The organism is Paramuribaculum intestinale (assembly GCF_030759015.1).
Lineage (GTDB): Bacteria > Bacteroidota > Bacteroidia > Bacteroidales > Muribaculaceae > Paramuribaculum > Paramuribaculum intestinale.
The window spans coordinates 1792376-1810493 of sequence record NZ_CP098825.1 but is presented as its reverse complement, the minus strand read 5'-3'; the positions used below and the strand labels follow the sequence as shown (position 1 = coordinate 1810493).

Annotated in this window: 17 protein-coding genes and 1 tRNA gene; 10 read left to right on the top strand and 8 right to left on the bottom strand. The window is 49.7% G+C overall.

Annotated elements, in window-relative coordinates; translation table 11 throughout:
- Nucleotides 1–63: 63 nt before the first annotated feature.
- The 3 genes from NF347_RS08040 to NF347_RS08030 form a co-directional block, all read right to left on the bottom strand.
- Nucleotides 64–1020, bottom strand: coding sequence for a helix-turn-helix domain-containing protein (locus tag NF347_RS08040; RefSeq protein WP_237613041.1), 957 nt, complete (start codon nucleotides 1018–1020; stop codon nucleotides 64–66).
- A 205-nt stretch (nucleotides 1021–1225) separates the two neighbouring features.
- Nucleotides 1226–2608 (bottom strand): tRNA uridine-5-carboxymethylaminomethyl(34) synthesis GTPase MnmE, encoded by a 1383-nt coding sequence (gene mnmE / locus NF347_RS08035; protein ID WP_107036477.1) that lies wholly within the window; start codon nucleotides 2606–2608, stop codon nucleotides 1226–1228.
- Complete coding sequence (locus tag NF347_RS08030) at nucleotides 2605–3489, bottom strand: DNA/RNA non-specific endonuclease (RefSeq protein WP_107036476.1); 885 nt, start codon at nucleotides 3487–3489, stop codon at nucleotides 2605–2607. Before NF347_RS08030 ends, mnmE begins: the two co-directional genes overlap by 4 nt.
- A gap of 545 nt (nucleotides 3490–4034) precedes the next feature.
- Here NF347_RS08030 and NF347_RS08025 point away from each other — a divergent pair.
- From NF347_RS08025 to NF347_RS07980, 10 genes are all read left to right on the top strand, one after another.
- Nucleotides 4035–5282 (top strand): tyrosine-type recombinase/integrase, encoded by a 1248-nt coding sequence (locus NF347_RS08025; protein ID WP_107036475.1) that lies wholly within the window; start codon nucleotides 4035–4037, stop codon nucleotides 5280–5282.
- 270 nt (nucleotides 5283–5552) lie between these two features.
- On the top strand, nucleotides 5553–5711 hold the full coding sequence (locus tag NF347_RS08020; RefSeq protein WP_164913280.1) for a hypothetical protein: 159 nt from the start codon (nucleotides 5553–5555) through the stop codon (nucleotides 5709–5711).
- 2 nt (nucleotides 5712–5713) lie between these two features.
- The gene (locus NF347_RS08015) at nucleotides 5714–6247 is read left to right on the top strand and encodes a GNAT family N-acetyltransferase (protein WP_107036474.1); all 534 of its coding nucleotides are present in this window, start codon (nucleotides 5714–5716) and stop codon (nucleotides 6245–6247) included.
- 932 nt (nucleotides 6248–7179) lie between these two features.
- Nucleotides 7180–7545 carry a helix-turn-helix domain-containing protein gene (locus NF347_RS08010; RefSeq protein ID WP_128703504.1) on the top strand — a complete coding sequence of 122 codons (366 nt, stop codon included), beginning with the start codon at nucleotides 7180–7182 and terminating at the stop codon, nucleotides 7543–7545.
- Nucleotides 7542–8885 carry a DUF3987 domain-containing protein gene (locus tag NF347_RS08005; RefSeq protein WP_107036471.1) on the top strand — a complete coding sequence of 448 codons (1344 nt, stop codon included), beginning with the start codon at nucleotides 7542–7544 and terminating at the stop codon, nucleotides 8883–8885. Before NF347_RS08010 ends, NF347_RS08005 begins: the two co-directional genes overlap by 4 nt.
- A gap of 453 nt (nucleotides 8886–9338) precedes the next feature.
- Entirely contained in the window at nucleotides 9339–10667 is a 1329-nt protein-coding gene (gene mobV, locus NF347_RS08000) for a MobV family relaxase (RefSeq protein ID WP_107036469.1), read from the top strand.
- Nucleotides 10668–11046: 379 nt separating this feature from the next.
- The gene (locus NF347_RS07995) at nucleotides 11047–11484 is read left to right on the top strand and encodes a hypothetical protein (protein WP_133165597.1); all 438 of its coding nucleotides are present in this window, start codon (nucleotides 11047–11049) and stop codon (nucleotides 11482–11484) included.
- A 4-nt stretch (nucleotides 11485–11488) separates the two neighbouring features.
- On the top strand, nucleotides 11489–12298 hold the full coding sequence (locus NF347_RS07990) for a leucine-rich repeat domain-containing protein (RefSeq protein WP_107036467.1): 810 nt from the start codon (nucleotides 11489–11491) through the stop codon (nucleotides 12296–12298).
- Between the two features lie 28 nt (nucleotides 12299–12326).
- Nucleotides 12327–12698: an ISAon1 family transposase N-terminal region protein gene (locus NF347_RS07985; RefSeq protein ID WP_107037119.1), complete on the top strand. Its 372-nt coding sequence runs from the start codon at nucleotides 12327–12329 to the stop codon at nucleotides 12696–12698.
- Nucleotides 12673–13638, top strand: coding sequence for an ISAon1 family transposase (locus NF347_RS07980; RefSeq protein ID WP_289744932.1), 966 nt, complete (start codon nucleotides 12673–12675; stop codon nucleotides 13636–13638). The genes NF347_RS07985 and NF347_RS07980 overlap by 26 nt, the downstream gene beginning before the upstream one ends.
- 162 nt (nucleotides 13639–13800) lie before the next feature.
- Here NF347_RS07980 and NF347_RS07975 read toward each other — a convergent pair.
- The 5 genes from NF347_RS07975 to NF347_RS07955 all read right to left on the bottom strand — a co-directional run bounded on the left by NF347_RS07975 (nucleotide 13801) and on the right by NF347_RS07955 (nucleotide 18116).
- A tRNA-Leu gene (locus NF347_RS07975) sits at nucleotides 13801–13885 on the bottom strand.
- Between the two features lie 245 nt (nucleotides 13886–14130).
- Nucleotides 14131–15795 (bottom strand): AMP-binding protein, encoded by a 1665-nt coding sequence (locus tag NF347_RS07970; RefSeq protein WP_107036968.1) that lies wholly within the window; start codon nucleotides 15793–15795, stop codon nucleotides 14131–14133.
- Between the two features lie 87 nt (nucleotides 15796–15882).
- Nucleotides 15883–16101 carry an exodeoxyribonuclease VII small subunit gene (gene xseB / locus NF347_RS07965; RefSeq protein WP_107036967.1) on the bottom strand — a complete coding sequence of 73 codons (219 nt, stop codon included), beginning with the start codon at nucleotides 16099–16101 and terminating at the stop codon, nucleotides 15883–15885.
- A gap of 24 nt (nucleotides 16102–16125) precedes the next feature.
- Nucleotides 16126–17502 (bottom strand): exodeoxyribonuclease VII large subunit, encoded by a 1377-nt coding sequence (gene xseA, locus NF347_RS07960; protein ID WP_133165509.1) that lies wholly within the window; start codon nucleotides 17500–17502, stop codon nucleotides 16126–16128.
- Nucleotides 17469–18116, bottom strand: a complete 648-nt coding sequence (locus tag NF347_RS07955) for a DUF3256 family protein (RefSeq protein ID WP_107036965.1) — start codon at nucleotides 18114–18116, stop codon at nucleotides 17469–17471. Before NF347_RS07955 ends, xseA begins: the two co-directional genes overlap by 34 nt.
- Between the last annotated feature and the right edge of the window lie 2 nt (nucleotides 18117–18118).

The window sequence follows — 18118 nt, the reverse complement described above, 5'->3', positions numbered from 1 at the left end:
TCGTTTTTCTGATTATAATTCACAAATGTAGATGGTGGTTGTTCGGTGACCAAAATCACCGGATTATAACTGAATCTTAGGATTGAATAACTCGGCTAACTCTCTGGCGTTCAGTTTAACATACTTTCCACAGCGGAGTTTGGTTATCTTATATGTCTTGACGTAGTGATACAACTGGTCACGAGTCAGAGAGTATTTCTCCATGGCATCAGCAACCGAAATAAACTCAACATCCTCGGCCGACTTCGCACCTTTGGCAACATCGAAATGATATTTGGAGTAATACACCTTCGGCCCATCCTTACGTTTTGGAATACCGACCTTAGATACCAGCGAATAGATTGCCGACAGCGTCATACCATATTTCTGTTGAATATCCTCGACCGAATACCACTCCGTGATTTCCGGATTCTCATTCCTTGCCGAGAAAAGCCGGTTAATATGCGCCTTGCTGAAATAAGCCTTTCCCCGGAGAATAGTCTTCGGCACATTATTTTCGGCCACTACCTTATATATCCATGAATCCTTCACGCCAAACTTCTCCCGAATCTCAGCGCGGGTATAAAATTCCGTGATGGTTTTGTCTGTCCTTTCAACAGATACTTGATTTTCTTCTCTCGGAGGAAGAAAGTCGAACATAGCCAACAGGTCAGCTTTGCTAATGAGAGTCTTTCTGTCAAACCTATTGACCTTTATTTTTCCGGCACGAATATATCGGTATACAGACATACGACCAATACCGAGCAGTTCGGCGGCTTGGGTAGGTGTCAGGAAATCCTTATTTCGCCACTTACTGCCGTTGCCGGATTGTAGCTTCGTTTCCTGATTAGACAGAGCGATCTTTCTCTGTCGCATTCTCTCCTTGTAGGAGTGTTCTGAACAACGCTTCGAGCAGAAGCGTGTTACGGTAGTCTGGGCGGTGAACTTGTTGCCACACCACTCACAAACTTTCTCGATTTTAATGTTACTACTCATATCATACGTGTTGATTTCACCAATTTTTGTATCGTGGCGTATCACAACGTACCGTGACGTACCACATCCTCCACCACCTTGCTGACGCTTGGGGTGGAGATGGTCAACGACGTACAATATCCGTACAAATAAGTGCGTAAAAACGCCTAATACTGACCGTTATCAGCATTAGGCGTTATGCGATGTCTTCAAGTTTTTCCGCTCAATGACAGTCAATTATCGTCATTGTATTTCATTGTGTATCAATGAATTATTTACCGATGCAGAAGCGGCTGAAGATTGTTGAGAGAATTTCGGGGGTGGTGATGTCGCCGGTGATTTCGCCGAGGTGATGCAGGGTCTGGCGGAGATCTTCGGCAATAAGTACTCCCGACAGGTCGGCAGAAAGACCGTCAATCACGTGCGTAATGGATTCCATGGCCAGCGTAAGAGCCTCGTAGTGACGGGCGTTGCTTACTACTATGTCGTTCAGAGCCGGTCGGTCGGCGAGTTCCAGAAGTTGCTGACGCAGTGTGTCGACGCCGCTGCCATGCAGTGCCGATAGTTCGATAATGCGTGCGTTCGGAGTCATCGATTGCACGGCCAGTCTGTGCGGGGCGGCTGTGCCGCTGTCGCATTTGTTCAACGCTACGACGATCAGTGTGTCATCGGATTTTTCTTGTTCTACCCGTCGCAGGATCTGTCCTGTATCGTCCGGATGCGTTGTAGTGTCGATTACTGCTATGGCTATCCGTGCCTGCCTGAGGGCTTTTAGTGAACGCTCTATGCCGAGAGCCTCTATGGTGTCGTCAGTCGTGCGTATGCCGGCTGTATCAACGAGCCTGAATTCCATGCCGTCGATCCTGACGGTGTCCTCGATCGTGTCGCGTGTGGTGCCCGGAATGTCGCTCACTATCGCCCGATCGTCTTCAAGCAGAGCGTTTATGAGTGTGGATTTGCCGGCATTTGTGTTGCCTACGATTGCCACCGGTATCCCTTCTTTGATGGCTTTGCCTTTCGAGAATGAGGCGGCGAGTGTCGCAACCTCTTTTTTGACGTTATGGGCGATGTCGAGCAGGCGTGTCCGTGAGGCGAACTCCACGTCCTCTTCCGAAAAATCAAGTTCCAGTTCGAGCAGTGCTGAAAGGTCGAGCAGCTGAGAGCGTAGTTCGCCAAGACGTCGTGATATCCCGCCGCGCATCTGTTGCGCGGCTATTCGGTGGCTCTCTTTAGAGGTGGAGGCTATGACGTCGGCCACAGCTTCGGCCTGTGCCAGATCCATTTTGCCGCTTGCAAAGGCTCGACGGGTGAATTCGCCAGGTTGTGCCATGCGGCATCCGCAGTCGATAAGCAACCGTAGTATCTCGCTTTGGATCCACGTCGATCCATGTACGGAAAATTCAACAGTGTCCTCGCCCGTAAACGAATGCGGAGCGTGCATCACCATAGCCAGAGCTGTGTCGGTTGTGTCGCCTGTCGCCGGGTCGACAATGTCTCCGAGTGTGCTTGTCCGCGCTCTGACGTTGCTGAGCGCCTTCCCTTTCCATATACGTCCGGCTATGCCAATGGCATTCTCACCGCTTATTCTGACCACGGCGATGCCCCCGCATCCGGGCGGGGTGGATATTGCGCATATTGTGTCTGATTCGATCATCGCTTTGCTTTTATATTGCTCCAGAAAGGGAAATCACACTCGGCCTCGACTTTTGTTTCTATCTCGTCGGGCAGACACGCGAAGAAGTCGTGACCCGTCACCCGTTCCACTTCATCGATGCTCACGGCTGCCGACTGCATTCCGCCCTCCACCCGGCCGTTGTCCATGATGAAGCCGATACCTCTCACCGGATTGGCGTATGGGGCGAGCACTACTTTGAAAAAACGTTCCGGCACGGCCACTCTGCTGTCGCCGATATACTCCTTGAGGGTATCGGTCAGCACCGGCCCGCACACTATCAGTATGGCGCTGTCGGCCTTGGCCCATTGCCGGCATTTCTCTTCCAGGCGTTTCCATGCACCGGTGTTGAGGCTTTTCATCTGCGGACAGATGTTAGTCAGAAAAAAGGTCTGGCGCATCGCCTCGTCGCTCCATTTCATGTCGCCCGCGGGAGCCATGTGACCTCTGTCGTAGCCCGAGTAATTGTAGTCCCAGGTTTCGGCACATCCCTCCACGCTCTCGTCGGCCATAAACTTGTTGAAGCGCTTGGCGTGGCCGGTCGTTTCGCTCTCGGTGAGTTCCCAGCTGACCCAGTTGGGAACATGCATCGAAGGGTTGAACGACATTATCATCCCGGCGTATTCCACGTCGACGCCGCGCAGATTCGGATTGGTGACCACTGCAAGCATCTGCTCACCGCCGGGCACGGCTATGGTGTTGTCGGTTTGTCCGGTGGGTTCCGTCGTCCGGCTCTCTCCGGCTGCGTTGGCCTCGTCGCGTGCGCGTATGGCTGAGGCAAACCACATCGCGCCCAATATCACTATCATGACCACGAGCGACTGTGCGCTGCGCCGGCCATTCTTTTTCTTGCGTCTGTTCATAGTCGGAAATATGTGTCGGCAAAGTTACGCATAAATCGCAGCAAATCCATCAGCCCCGGATCATGATTTGCAAGGCAGTCAGCCGAAGCGCCTGAAAGAGTCTTTCCAGAGAGCATTAAATAGAGTTAATTTGTGAAATAAAAGCTTGCGGGGAAAGTTGTTGATTTATAATTTAGCAAAAAGAATCTCTAGCATATCCAAACATAGAACCAACTCTTACAACAAAGTGCTGGAAAGTATCTACTAATAGGCCAACGAGTTACGATGGGGAGCACAGAAAAAGGGAGCCGATTGCTCTACTCCCCGTTTCAGTACCCGGACCCGGGATAACCATAAGAAAACACATAGAAACACCCACAATTAAATGTAATGATAACCAACAAATTACACCGAATCTCAATTATATTGATTTGCTGATTTTTCTATCTTTTTTGCCAAGTAGTACACTTTTAGTACACGTTGTTTGTTATAGAACTGTTAAAGACTCTTTAACCCAATTTTACCTTTTGCGTTAGTATAGGTAAATTTGTAGAAAAGAAACTATTATGGCAAATATCAAGACTAAGAACAAACAAAACCCGAAACTACAACAAGCCACTTTGAGCGACGGTCGAGCAAGTCTATATCTTGAATTTTATCTCGGTCGTACCGAAACACCTGTTCTTGATGAGGACGGCAATCCGGTATATTATACCGCCGGAGCAATGAAAGGCAAACCTAAGTACAAAATCAAACATGACCGCCGAAAAGAAAATCTCAATCTCTACATTTGGATTGCACCTCGAACCCAACAAGAACGGCTACAAAACAAAAACACACTCGCACTTGCCGAAAAAATAAGGTTTGAGCGAGAGCAACAACTATTGGAGGATAGAGAGGGGTATCGCTTAAAGAAAGAGCGTATCTCAAATTTCCATGATTTCTTTGAGGAATACATAGAAAACTACACTAAGGCTGATAAAAGAATGATACAATTGGCGCATCGTCGTTTTCGTGCCTTTCTCAAAGAAACACCGGCGTATGCTATGTATGACCGAATTATACGTCAACAGCAATTAACCAAGGAGATGATGTTGGCTTTTGTAGAATACCTCAAAGCTCACGGTAAAGGTGAAGGTCCTCAATCAATCTACCAACGTTTCAAAAAGGTTCTCACCAACGCCGTTGAGAAAGATATTCTGCCGAAAAATCCATGCGACGGAATAACAATCAAAGTCGATGAAAAGACGCTTAAAAAGGAAGTGCTTTCGCCGGAAGAAATCAAAAGGCTAATGGAAACGCATTATGCAAATGAAAACCCAGTGATACAACGTGCCTTTCTATTCAGTTTGTTCTGCGGCCTGCGTTGGTGTGATGTAAGCGACATAACATATCGAAATATTGACTATGCAAACAAGTTGCTTATATTTGAGCAGAATAAGACACGCGGACATAGTTCGGCGAGTGGTGTTGTCATTCCCTTAAATGAAGATATACTTTCGTTAGTAGGACAACCCGAAACGACAGATGATAGGGATAATAAGATTTTCCCGTTACCATCTCATACTGCTTGTTTGAAAGCCGTTAAACGTTGGGTGAAAAGAGCCGGGATAGACAAGCACATAACATGGCATTGCGCCCGACATAGTTTCGGCGTTAATCTTCTTAACGGAGGCGCGAACATCAAGATTGTATCAACTCTCTTAGGACACAGTAGCCTCAAACATACTGAAAAATACACTCGTGCGAGTGATGACCTAATGTCGAAAGCAATCAACAGTCTTGGTTCAGTCAACTACTCATCAATGAAATAAATTGCTTTATCTTCTGCACTTTCCGCACTGCCGGAGCGTTATAAGGTTGCGCAAGTGATAATAAAGACTTAACTTTGCATACGAATCGCAGTCATAAATTTATTTTGATTGTGGATTTTAGTGGTGGGACACTGGGAGGGATACCCGGTGTCCTTTTTCCTCTCACAGCATACTTGCAATCAAGGTTGCAAGATTTCTCGACTTAACAACTCTATATATCAGAAATTTGTTGTATCTTTGTAATCTAATAAGCAACAAAGGAGTACAGACATGGCACGACCTATCAAAGAAACCCCCGTATTAAGGGGCAAGGACGCTGAGAATTTCGCCAAGAGAATGGCGAATCCCGCTCCCGTCAGCAAGGCTGAAAAGGAAGCGGCGAGAAAGGCGTATGAGGCGTTCAAAGCCATAAGCACATTCCCGATGTAATTATGGACTTTGACAAATTCACTTTCCGGCAGATAGATGCCGATACACGGATAAAGTCATTCGATTGCGGCGATGCCGATTTGAATGACTTTTTAATTTCCGATGCTGTCAACTACTACAAGTCGATGATGGCGTTGACCTATCTGCTCGAAGATAACGAGGCGGACAAGACCGTTGCTTATTACAGCCTGCTAAACGACAAGATTGTTTTTGACCCCGATGAGAAGAAACTGTGGAACCGTCTTAACCGCCGCGTAGCTAACTCCAAACGGCGCAAGGAATATCCGGCAGTTAAAATCGGTCGTCTTGCCATCTCGAAAGACTATGCCGGAAAGCAGATAGGCAGGGCGATTCTCCTGCAAGTAAAGCATATTTTCGCCACTATGCGCCGAAGTGCTTGCCGTTTCATCACGGTTGACGCATACGCAGCCGCCGTGCCATTCTATGAGAAATGCGGCTTTATGTTCCTCTCCGATAAAGACAAACATTCTCCTACAAGGGCGATGTATTTCGACCTTATCAATTTTCCCGATTGATAAATGGGGGTTGTTGTTTTCATAAGTATATTGGTTCTCGCATTATTTCTAATGCGTTGGATAATGAATCTACTGGCGCAAAAAATTCATTATCCTTGGCTTGTGGTGCTTCTAACACTTATAATCGGAGGCATTATCTTAATTTTAGTGGGATTCATAGCGTTTGCATTTGGATTAGCCGGATATTTTGGTAATGCACTGCCTCCTGCGCAGTGAAATCAACACATCATTTGCAAATTCCGAAAAATTTTCGTAACTTAATATAGCAATCCTGGCAGAGAATTAGCCGATTTCATTCAGCCATTAGTCAATGCAAGTCGCAAGGTGCTGAAAATTTGGATATTCCGTGCCGGGGTTGTAATTTCGTCGCGCAATCAAGGAAACGACCTCCGAAAAGAAAAAGCAGGACGTATGGCGGAATAACACGGACAAAGCCAGACACAGCGAACCATCATGGAAATTTCCTTGTTTGTAGTAACGGAGCATTGGCAGCCGATATGCCGGGAACAATGATTAAAACCGCTACAATGATTATAGCGACATCAGTGCTACCCCCTCTGCCAACTGCACCACTTGCGAAAGCAAGAACCATTGAGAATAGACTTTTATTATATCCGTATATGACGTATATAAAAGCGGCAGTACGAGTGTAAGCCCTGTCAATTGCCTTATATCCCGTGGCAATAACAGGATAAAATCATTTTCAATGATTTTCGCTGTTTTGCAAGGCAAAGAGCAGTTGCCCGATTATTATATTAACGGTAGTCAAGCAGCCTTATCCCTCCGGGTGTAGTCAGGGCTGTGAGGCTTATTTTAACCCTTTGACAACACCCCCACATCTGTATGATGAAAATCCACACGTTTTTAACTCTGAAAAGTCTATGCCCAATGCGCTAAAACTTTCCCCGACCACTAATCAATCCACATCCACAATGAACATGACTGATTTTCTTAATCTCCCCTTCGTGGAAGTCCTCAAACTTCTTGTGAGGGGGTCGGTAGAGGCGTATCTCTCCGAAAAGGAAGCATCTGCTTCAACCGCTGCAGAGGCAGCGAAACCAGAATGTGAATCGCTCGACATGAACGGTGCGCTGGCTTTTCTCAATGCCAACGGCTATCCCATAAAGAGAGGGCAGCTTTACAAGGAAACGAGCAAGGGAACAATCCCTTTCCAGAAATTCGGATCAAAGCTCCATTTCCGTAAATCCGAACTCCTGCAATGGGCTGAGGCACGGCTTACCGACGGCAACGCAATCGGAGTGCTTGTATCCACAGCGCAGAAAGGGGGTAAACGATGAAAAAGGAAGATACCGCCGAAAAGATAAACATCGGCAATCCTTTCCCTCTCGATGTACTCCCCAAGAAAGTGCGTGAAATAATCGACGAGGCAAACGTCACTCTCGGTTTCTCGAAGGACTATCTCGCCATGTCAATGCTCACGGCTATGTCGGCGGCAATAGGCTACACCCACAAGGTCGAATACAATACCTGCTGGCAGGAGTATTGCATTCTTTTCGTCGCCCTTGTAGGCCGCCCCGGAGCGAACAAGAGCCACCCTTTGAGTTTCGCCATGCAGCCGTTGATTGATTTCGACGCGGAGCAGTCGGCAATCTTCAACGAGGCGATGAAACGCTACGAGGCGGCAATGGAACTGCCGCCGAAAGAGAGAGCCGCCAACGGCTACGACACCAACCCCACCGAGCCGAGGCGCATACGGTTCACCATGCAGGATGTAACCCCGGAAGCAGTCCACCGCATACTCTCGGAAAATCCGAGGGGGCTGTGCCTCTATGCCGACGAACTCGCCGCATGGTTCAAGAACTTCAACCGCTACAACAACGGCTCCGAATCGGAGTTCTGGATGTCGGTGTTCAACCACAAGGTAGCCATGTCCGACCGCAAGAGCAGTCAGAGCGGTGTGTTCATCGCCAATCCGTTCCTGTGCGTCATCGGTACGATCCAGCCCAAAGTGCTGGGCGAACTCGCCGCCGGAAACCGCAACGCCAACGGCTTCATGGAGCGTTTCCTCTTTGTCGTGCCGGACGACCAATCCAAAGTGAAATGGAACAGCGAGAGAAAAACACCCTCATTCGACATCGTTGCGGCATGGCGTGAGATAATCTCCAAGCTGACGGATATTGTTCCGGCAACCGATACCAACGGCAATATAATTCCGGAGAATGTGCTGTTTGCATCTGAAGCGTTCGACCGCCTTGTAAAATGGCAGAACGAGTACACCGACAAATGCAACGCCGATGAAAGCGACACGCAGACCGCCATAGCGAGCAAACTCGAAATCTATGCCGTAAGGTTCTGCCTCCTGCTGGCTGTTGCGGATTGGGCTACCGGGGCAAAGAAGAAAAAGGCGATAGACACCGCCACCGTCGAGCGTTCAATCCGGCTGACGGAGTATTTCCGCGTGACAGCCGCAAAGGTGCAGTGCATAATCGGCGAGGACAGTTTGACCGATGTGCAGCTTGCCGTGATGTCGGAACTGCCCGACAAATTCACCACCGCCGAGGGCGTGGCGATAGCCTCCAAGAACGGAATGCCGGAACGGACATTCAAGCGTTTCCTGCGTGAAAAACGGGGCGTCTTCTTCTCGCGCGACAGCCACGGCACATACACCAAATTCTAAATTTACCCTTGACATTTTTGGCACTTTGGCATTTTCACCCTTACGGGCGATTGTGCCAAAATGCCGAAAGTGCCACGGGGTTATCCCTAAATTTGAAATGATGAAATCAATGTTTTTTCTCGGTGTACCACTATACCTGTTACAGTGGTCTGCCGCCCTGCGACCCTCGTGTGGGGAGCAGTTCCATCCGTGCAGCCGCGCACGGAAATTACAGCCATGCGGAAAATTCCTTAGCATATTAGGGAATTTTTGCTCCGCCTTTATTGGCTGCACCTCGGCAATTGGAATAAATTCCATTGCTCTCGGTTTGCTCAATAAGTCGAGCCGCATATCGTTCCGATACGCTAAAAATATCCCCAATATGCCAAAGGGTGACATCCCTTTGGAAACCCCGGAACGGCTTAATCGGAAGCCGTACACCCCGATTGCTCCGCAACAAAAACTCGTTCGCCTATGAGCTACGCAGTGTTCCACATCATAAAGGCGAACTCGTCTTTGAACTCGATAGCCAAGCATATCGAGCGCACCTCCCATCCCGACAACGCAGACCCGGAGCGGACGCACCTCAACCGCTACGGGCTGGTCGAATATCCCGACGGGATAACCGGGCTTGCGGCTGCTGTCGAACACCGCATAGCCAATGCCGGGATAAGCCGAAAAATCTCCGACCGGCAAGTACGCTGCCTCAACATGGTGATGACCTCCGACAACGAGGGTATGCAGAAAATCATCGACGCCGGAAAACTCGACCAATGGATAGCCGACAACATCAAATGGGTTCGTGACACATTCGGCAGCGACAATGTTGTCGGCGCAGCCCTGCACATGGACGAGCGCACACCGCATCTCCACATAGCGGTCGTTCCGATTGTCACAACCGAGAGAAAGAAGAAAGCGAGGGAGGCGGCGGTTAAGAAGCGTTACCGCACCAAGCCGACCAACCGTCCACGGCTGTGTGCCGATGACATAATGGAGCGTAAGGCGATGAGCCGCTACCAAGACCTCTATGCCGAGGCAATGGCGAAATACGGATTGGAGCGAGGCGTCCGAGGCTCGGAAGCCCGGCACATAGACCAACACGAATACTACCGCCAATGCCAGCGCGAGAAAGCCGTACTTGAAAAGGATGTAGCCGAACTCTCCACCGAGAAGAAGAAACTTGACAAGGAGAAGAAATCGTTGGAGAGCAAGGTCGGTCATCTTGAATGCAGCGCAATCGCCCTTGACGCTCAAAGGAAACAAATGAGGGTGGCCAACGAGGAAATCCGGCAGGCTAACAGCGAACTCTATTCGGAACACACCCGGCTGACCGAGGCAAATTCTTCTCTTGCCGCTGAGAACAAGTCGCTCATGGCGACATCATCAAAACTCTCCGATGATGTTGCCCGGCTGCAAATGCAGAAACTCTCCAACGAAGCCAACGGAGATTTCCAGAAATACAAGGCTGACATTGCCCGGTATTTCCCCGACCTTGAAGATTTGCTGAGGTGGGGGCGATATTGCACCCATATCGGATTTCCCGACAGATTCACGCAGAGAATCCTCGCCCAAGAAAAAGTGGGATTTGCAGGCTCTCTTTTCTCATCGGAACACAATCAGACATTCAGCACGGAGGGTTCATATGCTAAATTGGAACGCGACCCGAAAGAAAAGTACCGATTCATACTGACAATCGACGGAATAAATGTGTTCCAATGGTTCCGCGACATGGCCCGCAAGCTCCTTGAAAAACTCGGCTTCCAACCCAAAGAACCGAGGCAAAGCCGAAGCATCAGACGCTAATATCTCCACACTGACAATAACGGCTATCTCACTTAAATCACCCCAATCGGTGGGATAGCCGTTGTTTTCTTCATTGCCATGTCTTGACTATCAGATAAATTCGTTAACTTTGCATATGGACATTCACAATAAAATCATAGTAGAGGTTGGAAATGCGACCTTTTTACCGCACGGATTTTTCCAAAGGGGGAAATCTCGGACATGGCTGTATGATTGTGGCTATTGTGTTGTTTTAATAGAATTTCAGCCATCTGCATATTCTCGTGGGTCTTTCTGCAATGTCGGAATAGATTTTTTATTCGATACTTTCACTCCGTTATATTCAACACTATGTTTTTCCTACGGATGGAAACGGATACACGTTAACAAATCTGGATTTGTGGAATATGTAGGTAACGATAGTATATTTCGGGAGGAAATATTCAAATTCGCAACTTACGCATTAAAATATGCCGAATCTCTGATTAAATTTCAATCGCTTAATTATGCCAATTGGGAATTCGTCAAACTGTTGTGGCTTAAACGGTTTAAGGCGTTGAGAGGGAAATGGAATGGCCCGGTTCATGACTACTATTATGCCGCTATGATTAAATTCCTAATTGGCAATTATGATAGTGGTGTTAGGATTCTACAAAAATGGAATTTAAGAAACGGAACGCGCGATGAATGGATGAACAAGATTTATATGACGTTTTGCGAAAGCAACCTTACAGCAAATCAAGCAAAGTCTATTGTCGTAGAAATGGTCAACAAACGACGTAAATTATTTCAATCAAAGCCCTCATATAAAAAACTGGAAGGTGAATTCTTATTGTAAAGTTATGAACAATACGATTATACGTAAAGACGGCTACTTATATTTTGAGAATTTGGATAGTTATATGCTCCCAAAGCTTACTCTAATTATTGAAGCTCCAAAGCTACAAGAGTATAGAAAATACATTGAGTATCACAACATATCAAGTATAATGATAAATTCCAATTATACCAATGGAGTAATTGGAGATTTATCTTTTCTTGGTGAATCCTCCCTAAAAATAAGGAGTTTAACTATCCTTCAGCCCAATATGAATATTGGGGATATTGATAGTCTTGTTAATTTGGAGGTGTTATCAATGGAGGGTTCTCTAAAAAAAGACCTTGATATTTCAATATTCAAATTTTTGAAATACCTAAATTGCGTATATAGCACACGTCTTCGAAATCTTGAAATTGCGTTTTCATTAAAACATTTGTCATTGAGTGGTTTTAAGATGGATGATTTGTCCATTATGAGAAATCTGAAACTATTAGAAAGTGTAGCTCTTTATAATACTCATATCAAATCTTTATATGGAATTGGCAATCTGATCAACTTGAAAAAAGTTTTAATAGATAAAGCACCTAAACTAAAAAATCTTTGTGGGTTCATTGAGCAAAACTCAAATATGGAAACGGTGGAGGTTTTCAACGCAAAGAATTTGAGAGATATTATCGCATTGAAGTATTTGCATAACTTGAAAACTCTTTATCTGCAACGAATCTCTGATATAGAGACATTATCTTTTCTATCTAATATCAGTAATTTGGATAGAATAGTAGTTTCTTCAAATGTCGACGATAAGGGCTCAAGCCGAAAGTGCGGTGCATGAATTTTGGGAAAAGTGTTAAATTTGCGTCATGAAAACCAGTGATGCATTTTGGCAGTTTTTACCCGAAGGCTTAAACGAGCTGTTTGAGATGGTCAGGTTTGAAAAGACAGACCAATCCTACGACATATGGCTTGACGAGAAGAAGAAATTGTCTGATGAGGATTTTCGTAATCCCCATATCGTAGCGAGAGGCTACACGGACTATGTTACCGTACAGGACTATCCCTTGCGGGGTCGTCCTGTGTATCTGCATATGCGCAAGAACAAGTGGTGGGACAAGAAAACAAACGAGATATTCTCCTACAACCTTGAACTTCCCAACGAAGAAGGGACACGACTCAGTGCCGAGTTCGTGGCTTTTTTAAAAGACGAAGGTGGAGACGACAGCCCTGTCGATTAAGCACATAGCGCGGATGTACTGCGTAAGCGGCAAGTATTTTGCTGACTTATACCGCAATAAGCTGAGCGGCTACGCCCAGTGGTGCGAGAGCGAACTCGGTTGCGGATTCTACTTCAACGCCGCCAACATCGGCCCGTACATGAGCCTTGACGAGACCTGTCTGAGCAACGGGGAGGTATGGACTTTCCTCACCAACAAGGACGGTCATGGCGGCCCCGGAACGCTGGCGGCGGCCATTCCCGGCACCAGGAGCGATGAGATAATATCGATTCTTATCGGCGCGATGGGAAAATCAGTCAGACGCCGGGTGAAAGAAGTGACGTGCGATCTGTCGCCGTCAATGATGCTCATTGCCGCCGAGGTTTTCTACAACGCACACGTTGTCAACGACCGTTTCCACGTACAGCAGGTCTACAACGAGGCTGTCGATGAAATCCGTGTCGACATCCGCCGTCAGCTCATAGCAGAGGACAATTCCCGCGACAAGTCCGAGCCGCCGATGACGTACTCCAACGGCGAGACCATGCGTCAGATACTTGCCCGCAGCAAGCACACACTGATGATGTCGCAGAACAAATGGACTGACATACAGCGACATCGAGCCAACATTCTATTCAAGCACTATCCGATACTCAAAGCTGCGTATCAGCTCGCGATGGAGCTACGCCGCATATTTAATCTGAAAATCTCACCGACCAAGGCATTAGGGAAGATGAACAAATGGTATGAGAAAGTAATGGCATTGGACAACAATAACTTCCGTTCCGTGATCAAGACATTCAAGAACCATGCCCCGACAATAATCAACTACTTTCGCAGGAGGGCCACCAACGCCTCGGCCGAGGCATTCAACTCAAAGGTCAAGATCTTCCGATCGCAGATGCGTGGAGTAAGAGACCGAGACTTCTTCATCTTCAGACTCGTCAAACTATACGCCTAAACTTTAACATTTAAAATCTTCAATTTTAACAAATGCACCGGGATTTCGGCTTGACCCCTAATCACCTTTATTTGATTTTCCATAAATCGTTTCAATCGTACACTTTTAGTACACCTAATAAAAGAAATAACGACTAATAATCAGATGATTATCAGTCGTTATTGGTACCCGGACCCGGGCTCGAACCGGGATGGATTGCTCCAACGGTGTTTGAGACCGTCGCGTCTACCGATTCCGCCATCCGGGCATTGCGGCAGCAGGCGCCGGTGTCGCGCCTGAAATCCGGGGACAAAGTTAAGGAAGTTTTGCCATTTGGCCAAAAATAACGTCATATTTCGGTCGTTTTTGGCTCAGGTTTGGCTGACACTCAACTGGAAATTCAGCTGATATAATGAAATGATACCTGAAGTCTTGTCGTCGGCCGTGAAGATAACGGCGTCTGTGTCATTGCCAATAACGATAAAGCATTCCAATCCAGGTAAGGTGCTATACTCAGGCGTTGTAAAGATAGCGTTTGATCGATCGTTTTGGCGTCTTTTCAAACTCGTTGGCTATGAGCTGTATCCGGTCGATGCGTTCGTAGGGCGCTACAAGCCGGTTGAGCTTTTCGGTCACCTTGGCCATTATTTCCGGAAGCATGGCCGACGTGACTCCGCGCCGGTCCATGGCTTCGTAGTCGGGGTAGACGAGCGCTATCAGGCGTTTTCCGCGCTCCACTACAAGACTTTCAGCCACAAACGGCATATTGTTGAGCTTTGCCTCGATCTCTTCGGGATAGATATTCTGGCCGTTGGCGGAGAGTATCATGGTCTTGTAGCGTCCCTTTATGAAGATCGTGCCGTCAGGGCTTACAGTACCCATGTCGCCGGTATGGAGCCACCCGTCGCTGTCGAGCACCGCCTCTGTGGCCTCCGTGTTTTTGTAATATCCCTTCATGACGTTCTGTCCGCGCACGCATATCTCGCCCGGTATATCTTCCGGCTTGTCGCTGGTCACCTTCACTTCCATCACCGGAAGAATGCGTCCCGATGAGCCGGGAATGAAAGTCTGCCAGGGGGTATAGCTTATGAGGGGGCCGCATTCGGTCATGCCGTAGCCTACGGTGAACCGGAAGCGGATGCGGTGGAGAAACGCTTCGACTTCGCTGTTGAGCGGAGCGCCGCCGGCTATCACTTCTTCGAATTCTCCTCCGAATGCTTCGGTCAGCCGGCTGCGGATCTTGGCGTAGACCGTGCGGTTGAGAAGCGGCAGCGCCATCAGACGCTTCATCGACGACCGGGAGATGACCGGGAGTATCTGGTTGCGGTAGATCTTTTCGAGTATGAGCGGCACGCACAGTATCAGATTAGGCCTTACCTCGCTCATGGCTTTCAGAAGCGCTTTGGGCGACGGCAGCTTGCCGAACAGTGTGATATGTGTGCCTACGGCAAGAGGCACGAGCATGTCGAAAGCACATCCGTAGGCATGGGCCAGCGGAAGGAACGACAGGCATCGCGACTCCCGGTAGTGGAGCTTGGATCGCATGCCGAACACCACGTTGCCCACAAGATTGCTGTGCGTCAGCATCACGCCTTTTGAGAAGCCTGTGGTGCCTGAGGTGTAATTGATCTCGGCAAGCGAATCGGGCGCCATGATGGGATAGTCGATCTCCGTCGGGCTGAATCCTTCGGGATGCTGTCGGGCGAACTCCTTGCGCAGGCGGCCTATGGCGCGGATCGCCCGGCCGGAATTGTCGGGATGTTCGGCCAGCACTTTCGCGTTGTCAAGGCTCATGGCCACCTTTACGCGGTGGAGCTTCTCGAATTCGATGTTCTCCCATATCGAGTCGCTGACAAAGAGCATCACCGAGTCGCTGTGGTTGATGATATGCTGTGCGTCCTGGACGTTGAAGTCCTGAAGTATAGGCACTATGACCGCGCCATATGTGACGGTGGCCATATACGACACTACCCATGATATGGTGTTCTTGCCGAGCAGGGCTATCTTGTCGCCCTGTTTCACTCCGCAGTCGCGAAGGAAGAGATGGGTGCGTGCTATGCGTTCTGCCAGTCGGCCGTAGGTCAGTGTCTCGCCTGAGGTGTAGTCGCTGACAGCCGGCAGATCCCAGTTGTCGCGGAAGCTGTCGGCATATATCTGCAATAGGTTTTCGTCGTACATAGTTGTGGCTGTCGGTGATATGGGTGTCTGTTCTAACAACGATGTGCGGCCACAAATGGTTCGTTGCCGGCTGTCGGATTGTCGCCGTCAGTTGTTTTCGAGGCCTTCGAGTATGGAGCGCAGCTCCTCGTCGGTGGCCGTCAGCCGCGAACGGCACTCGCGCAGCAGTTCGGTGGCGCGTCGGGTGTAGGCTGTCAGCTTGTCGATGTCGCACGAATCGCTCTGCATCGTGCGCAATATCGAGTCGAGCTCGCCGATGGCCTGGTTGTAGGTCAGTTCCTTTACTGGCTTCGGTTGGTTTTCCATTGTTCAGTAAGTGGTCGTTTGCTGTTATTGATTATGATTGTTGTCGGCGCCGACGGTAGATACTACCCGTCCGTCGGCAACGATCGTTTCGATGACTGTGCCGTCAGGCATCTGTCCGACCGATTTTACGGCATGTCCGTCAATGCGTGTTATCGAATATCCGCGTCTGAGCGTGGCCATTGGCGACAGGGCATCGAGCAGGGCGCCGGTGGAGTCGAGTCTTTGACGGCTGCGTTCCATCGCTGCACAGGCCGCAGTAGCGATATTCTCGCCTTTGGCGGTGAGGCGGGCGCGTTCTGGCGCGGTGCGGGCGGTGGCTGCGCCCGACAGCTGCATGGCTCTGGCGCCGATCATCGCGTTGGCGCGTTCGATGGCGGCCTTGGGGGCATGGGGCAGTTGTCCCTCTATGTAGGCGAGCTGAGTGCGGCATCCGCCTATGCGGTCGGTGACGGTCTGGAGTATGTCGGCGGCGGTGCGTCTCAATCCGTCGAGCAGGGTCTGTGCCTGGCCGACGAGCCATTCGGCTGCCGCTGTCGGGGTCTTTACCCGCATGGCGGCCACATAGTCGAGCACGGTGACGTCGCGTTCGTGACCTATCCCCACTATCACCGGCAGCGGGAACTGAGCCACGTTGGAGGCCAGTTCGTAGCTGTCAAATGATATCAGGTCACTGGTGGCTCCGCCGCCGCGGATTATCACCACGCAGTCCCATTCGTCATCGTCAGAGGCTATGCGTTCGAGGGCGTTGATCACCGAGGCGGTGGTGTGTTCGCCCTGCATCACGGCCTCAAACAGTCTGACTCTGAATCGCAGACGCTGTGGGTTGGCGTAGAGCTGATGCATGAAGTCGCCGTAGCCGGCCGCTCCCGGAGCGGAAATCACGGCTATGCGCAGCGCCGGAACAGGCCATGGCAGCCGTTTGTTCATCTCGGCTATCCCTTCGCGTGTCAGCCGCTGCAGTATCTCGCGCCGGCGCCGCTCCACGTCGCCTACCGTAAAGGAAGGATCGACGTCGGTGATCACCAGCGACATGCCGTAGGCGCTATGAAAATTGACTGTTCCGCGCACGAGCAGCTTCATGCCTGTCGACATGCGCTGTCCGGTGACGGCCGCGAATTTCATTTGCAGGCAGTTGAACTGCGAGGCCCAGATTATCGCTCTGAGGCGGGCTGTGACGGCTCCTGTCGCTTCGTTTTTTTCTATCAGCTCCAGATAGCAGTGGCCGCCGGAGGTGCGCATGTCGGAGGCTTCCGCCACGGTCCATACGTCGCGCAGTTCGGGTGTGGCCAATCTTCCGGCTATGCAGGCTGTAAGCGCGCCCAGGCTGATGGCTCTATCTTCCGATACGGGAACGGCTGCGTCGAGGATCATTTCAGCGGCGTGAATTTTTTTCCGTTCCACCTGTAGCTTTTCTCGCCCAGCAGATATGGCGCCACGGTCTCATATATGTCCGACGACAGAAACTGGCGGGTGTTGTTGGTCAGTTTCAACACCGCCGATGAAGGGTCGTAGGAGTAGCTGATCAGCAGGAACGGCACGAACGCCTCCACTTCTACCTTGTTGTCGCGCCCCTTGTCGGTGAGCCACTGGTCGAGTGTCGGACGAGTGAATGCCGATGCTGTCATATCGGTCCGCCAGTCGGAGCTTCTGATGCTTATTTTGCTGTCGGGAGCCGGTGTGGCCACTGTCGATATAAGCATCACCAGCGTGTCGCCTTTGGCCGTTGGCAGCAGGTCAAGCTCGTAGCTCGAAGAATCGGTCATTTTAACGCTGAGGCTCAACGGACTGATGGCCGTCACGGCCGACTGTCCCTGCATGGCGTTGGCGGTGGTGTTGGTCATGCCGTTTTCGAAGTAATCGATCATGTCGAGTCTGGCGTTGCGGTCGAGCAGCGGGAACACCTGTCGCGGAGCTTCGACAAAGACCTTGGAGGCAGTCAGCGGCGACTGTGCGGATGCTCCCGCGGCGGCTGCGGCCAAAGCGGCCATGAGCGTTACGGTGCGTAGGATCTTCATAG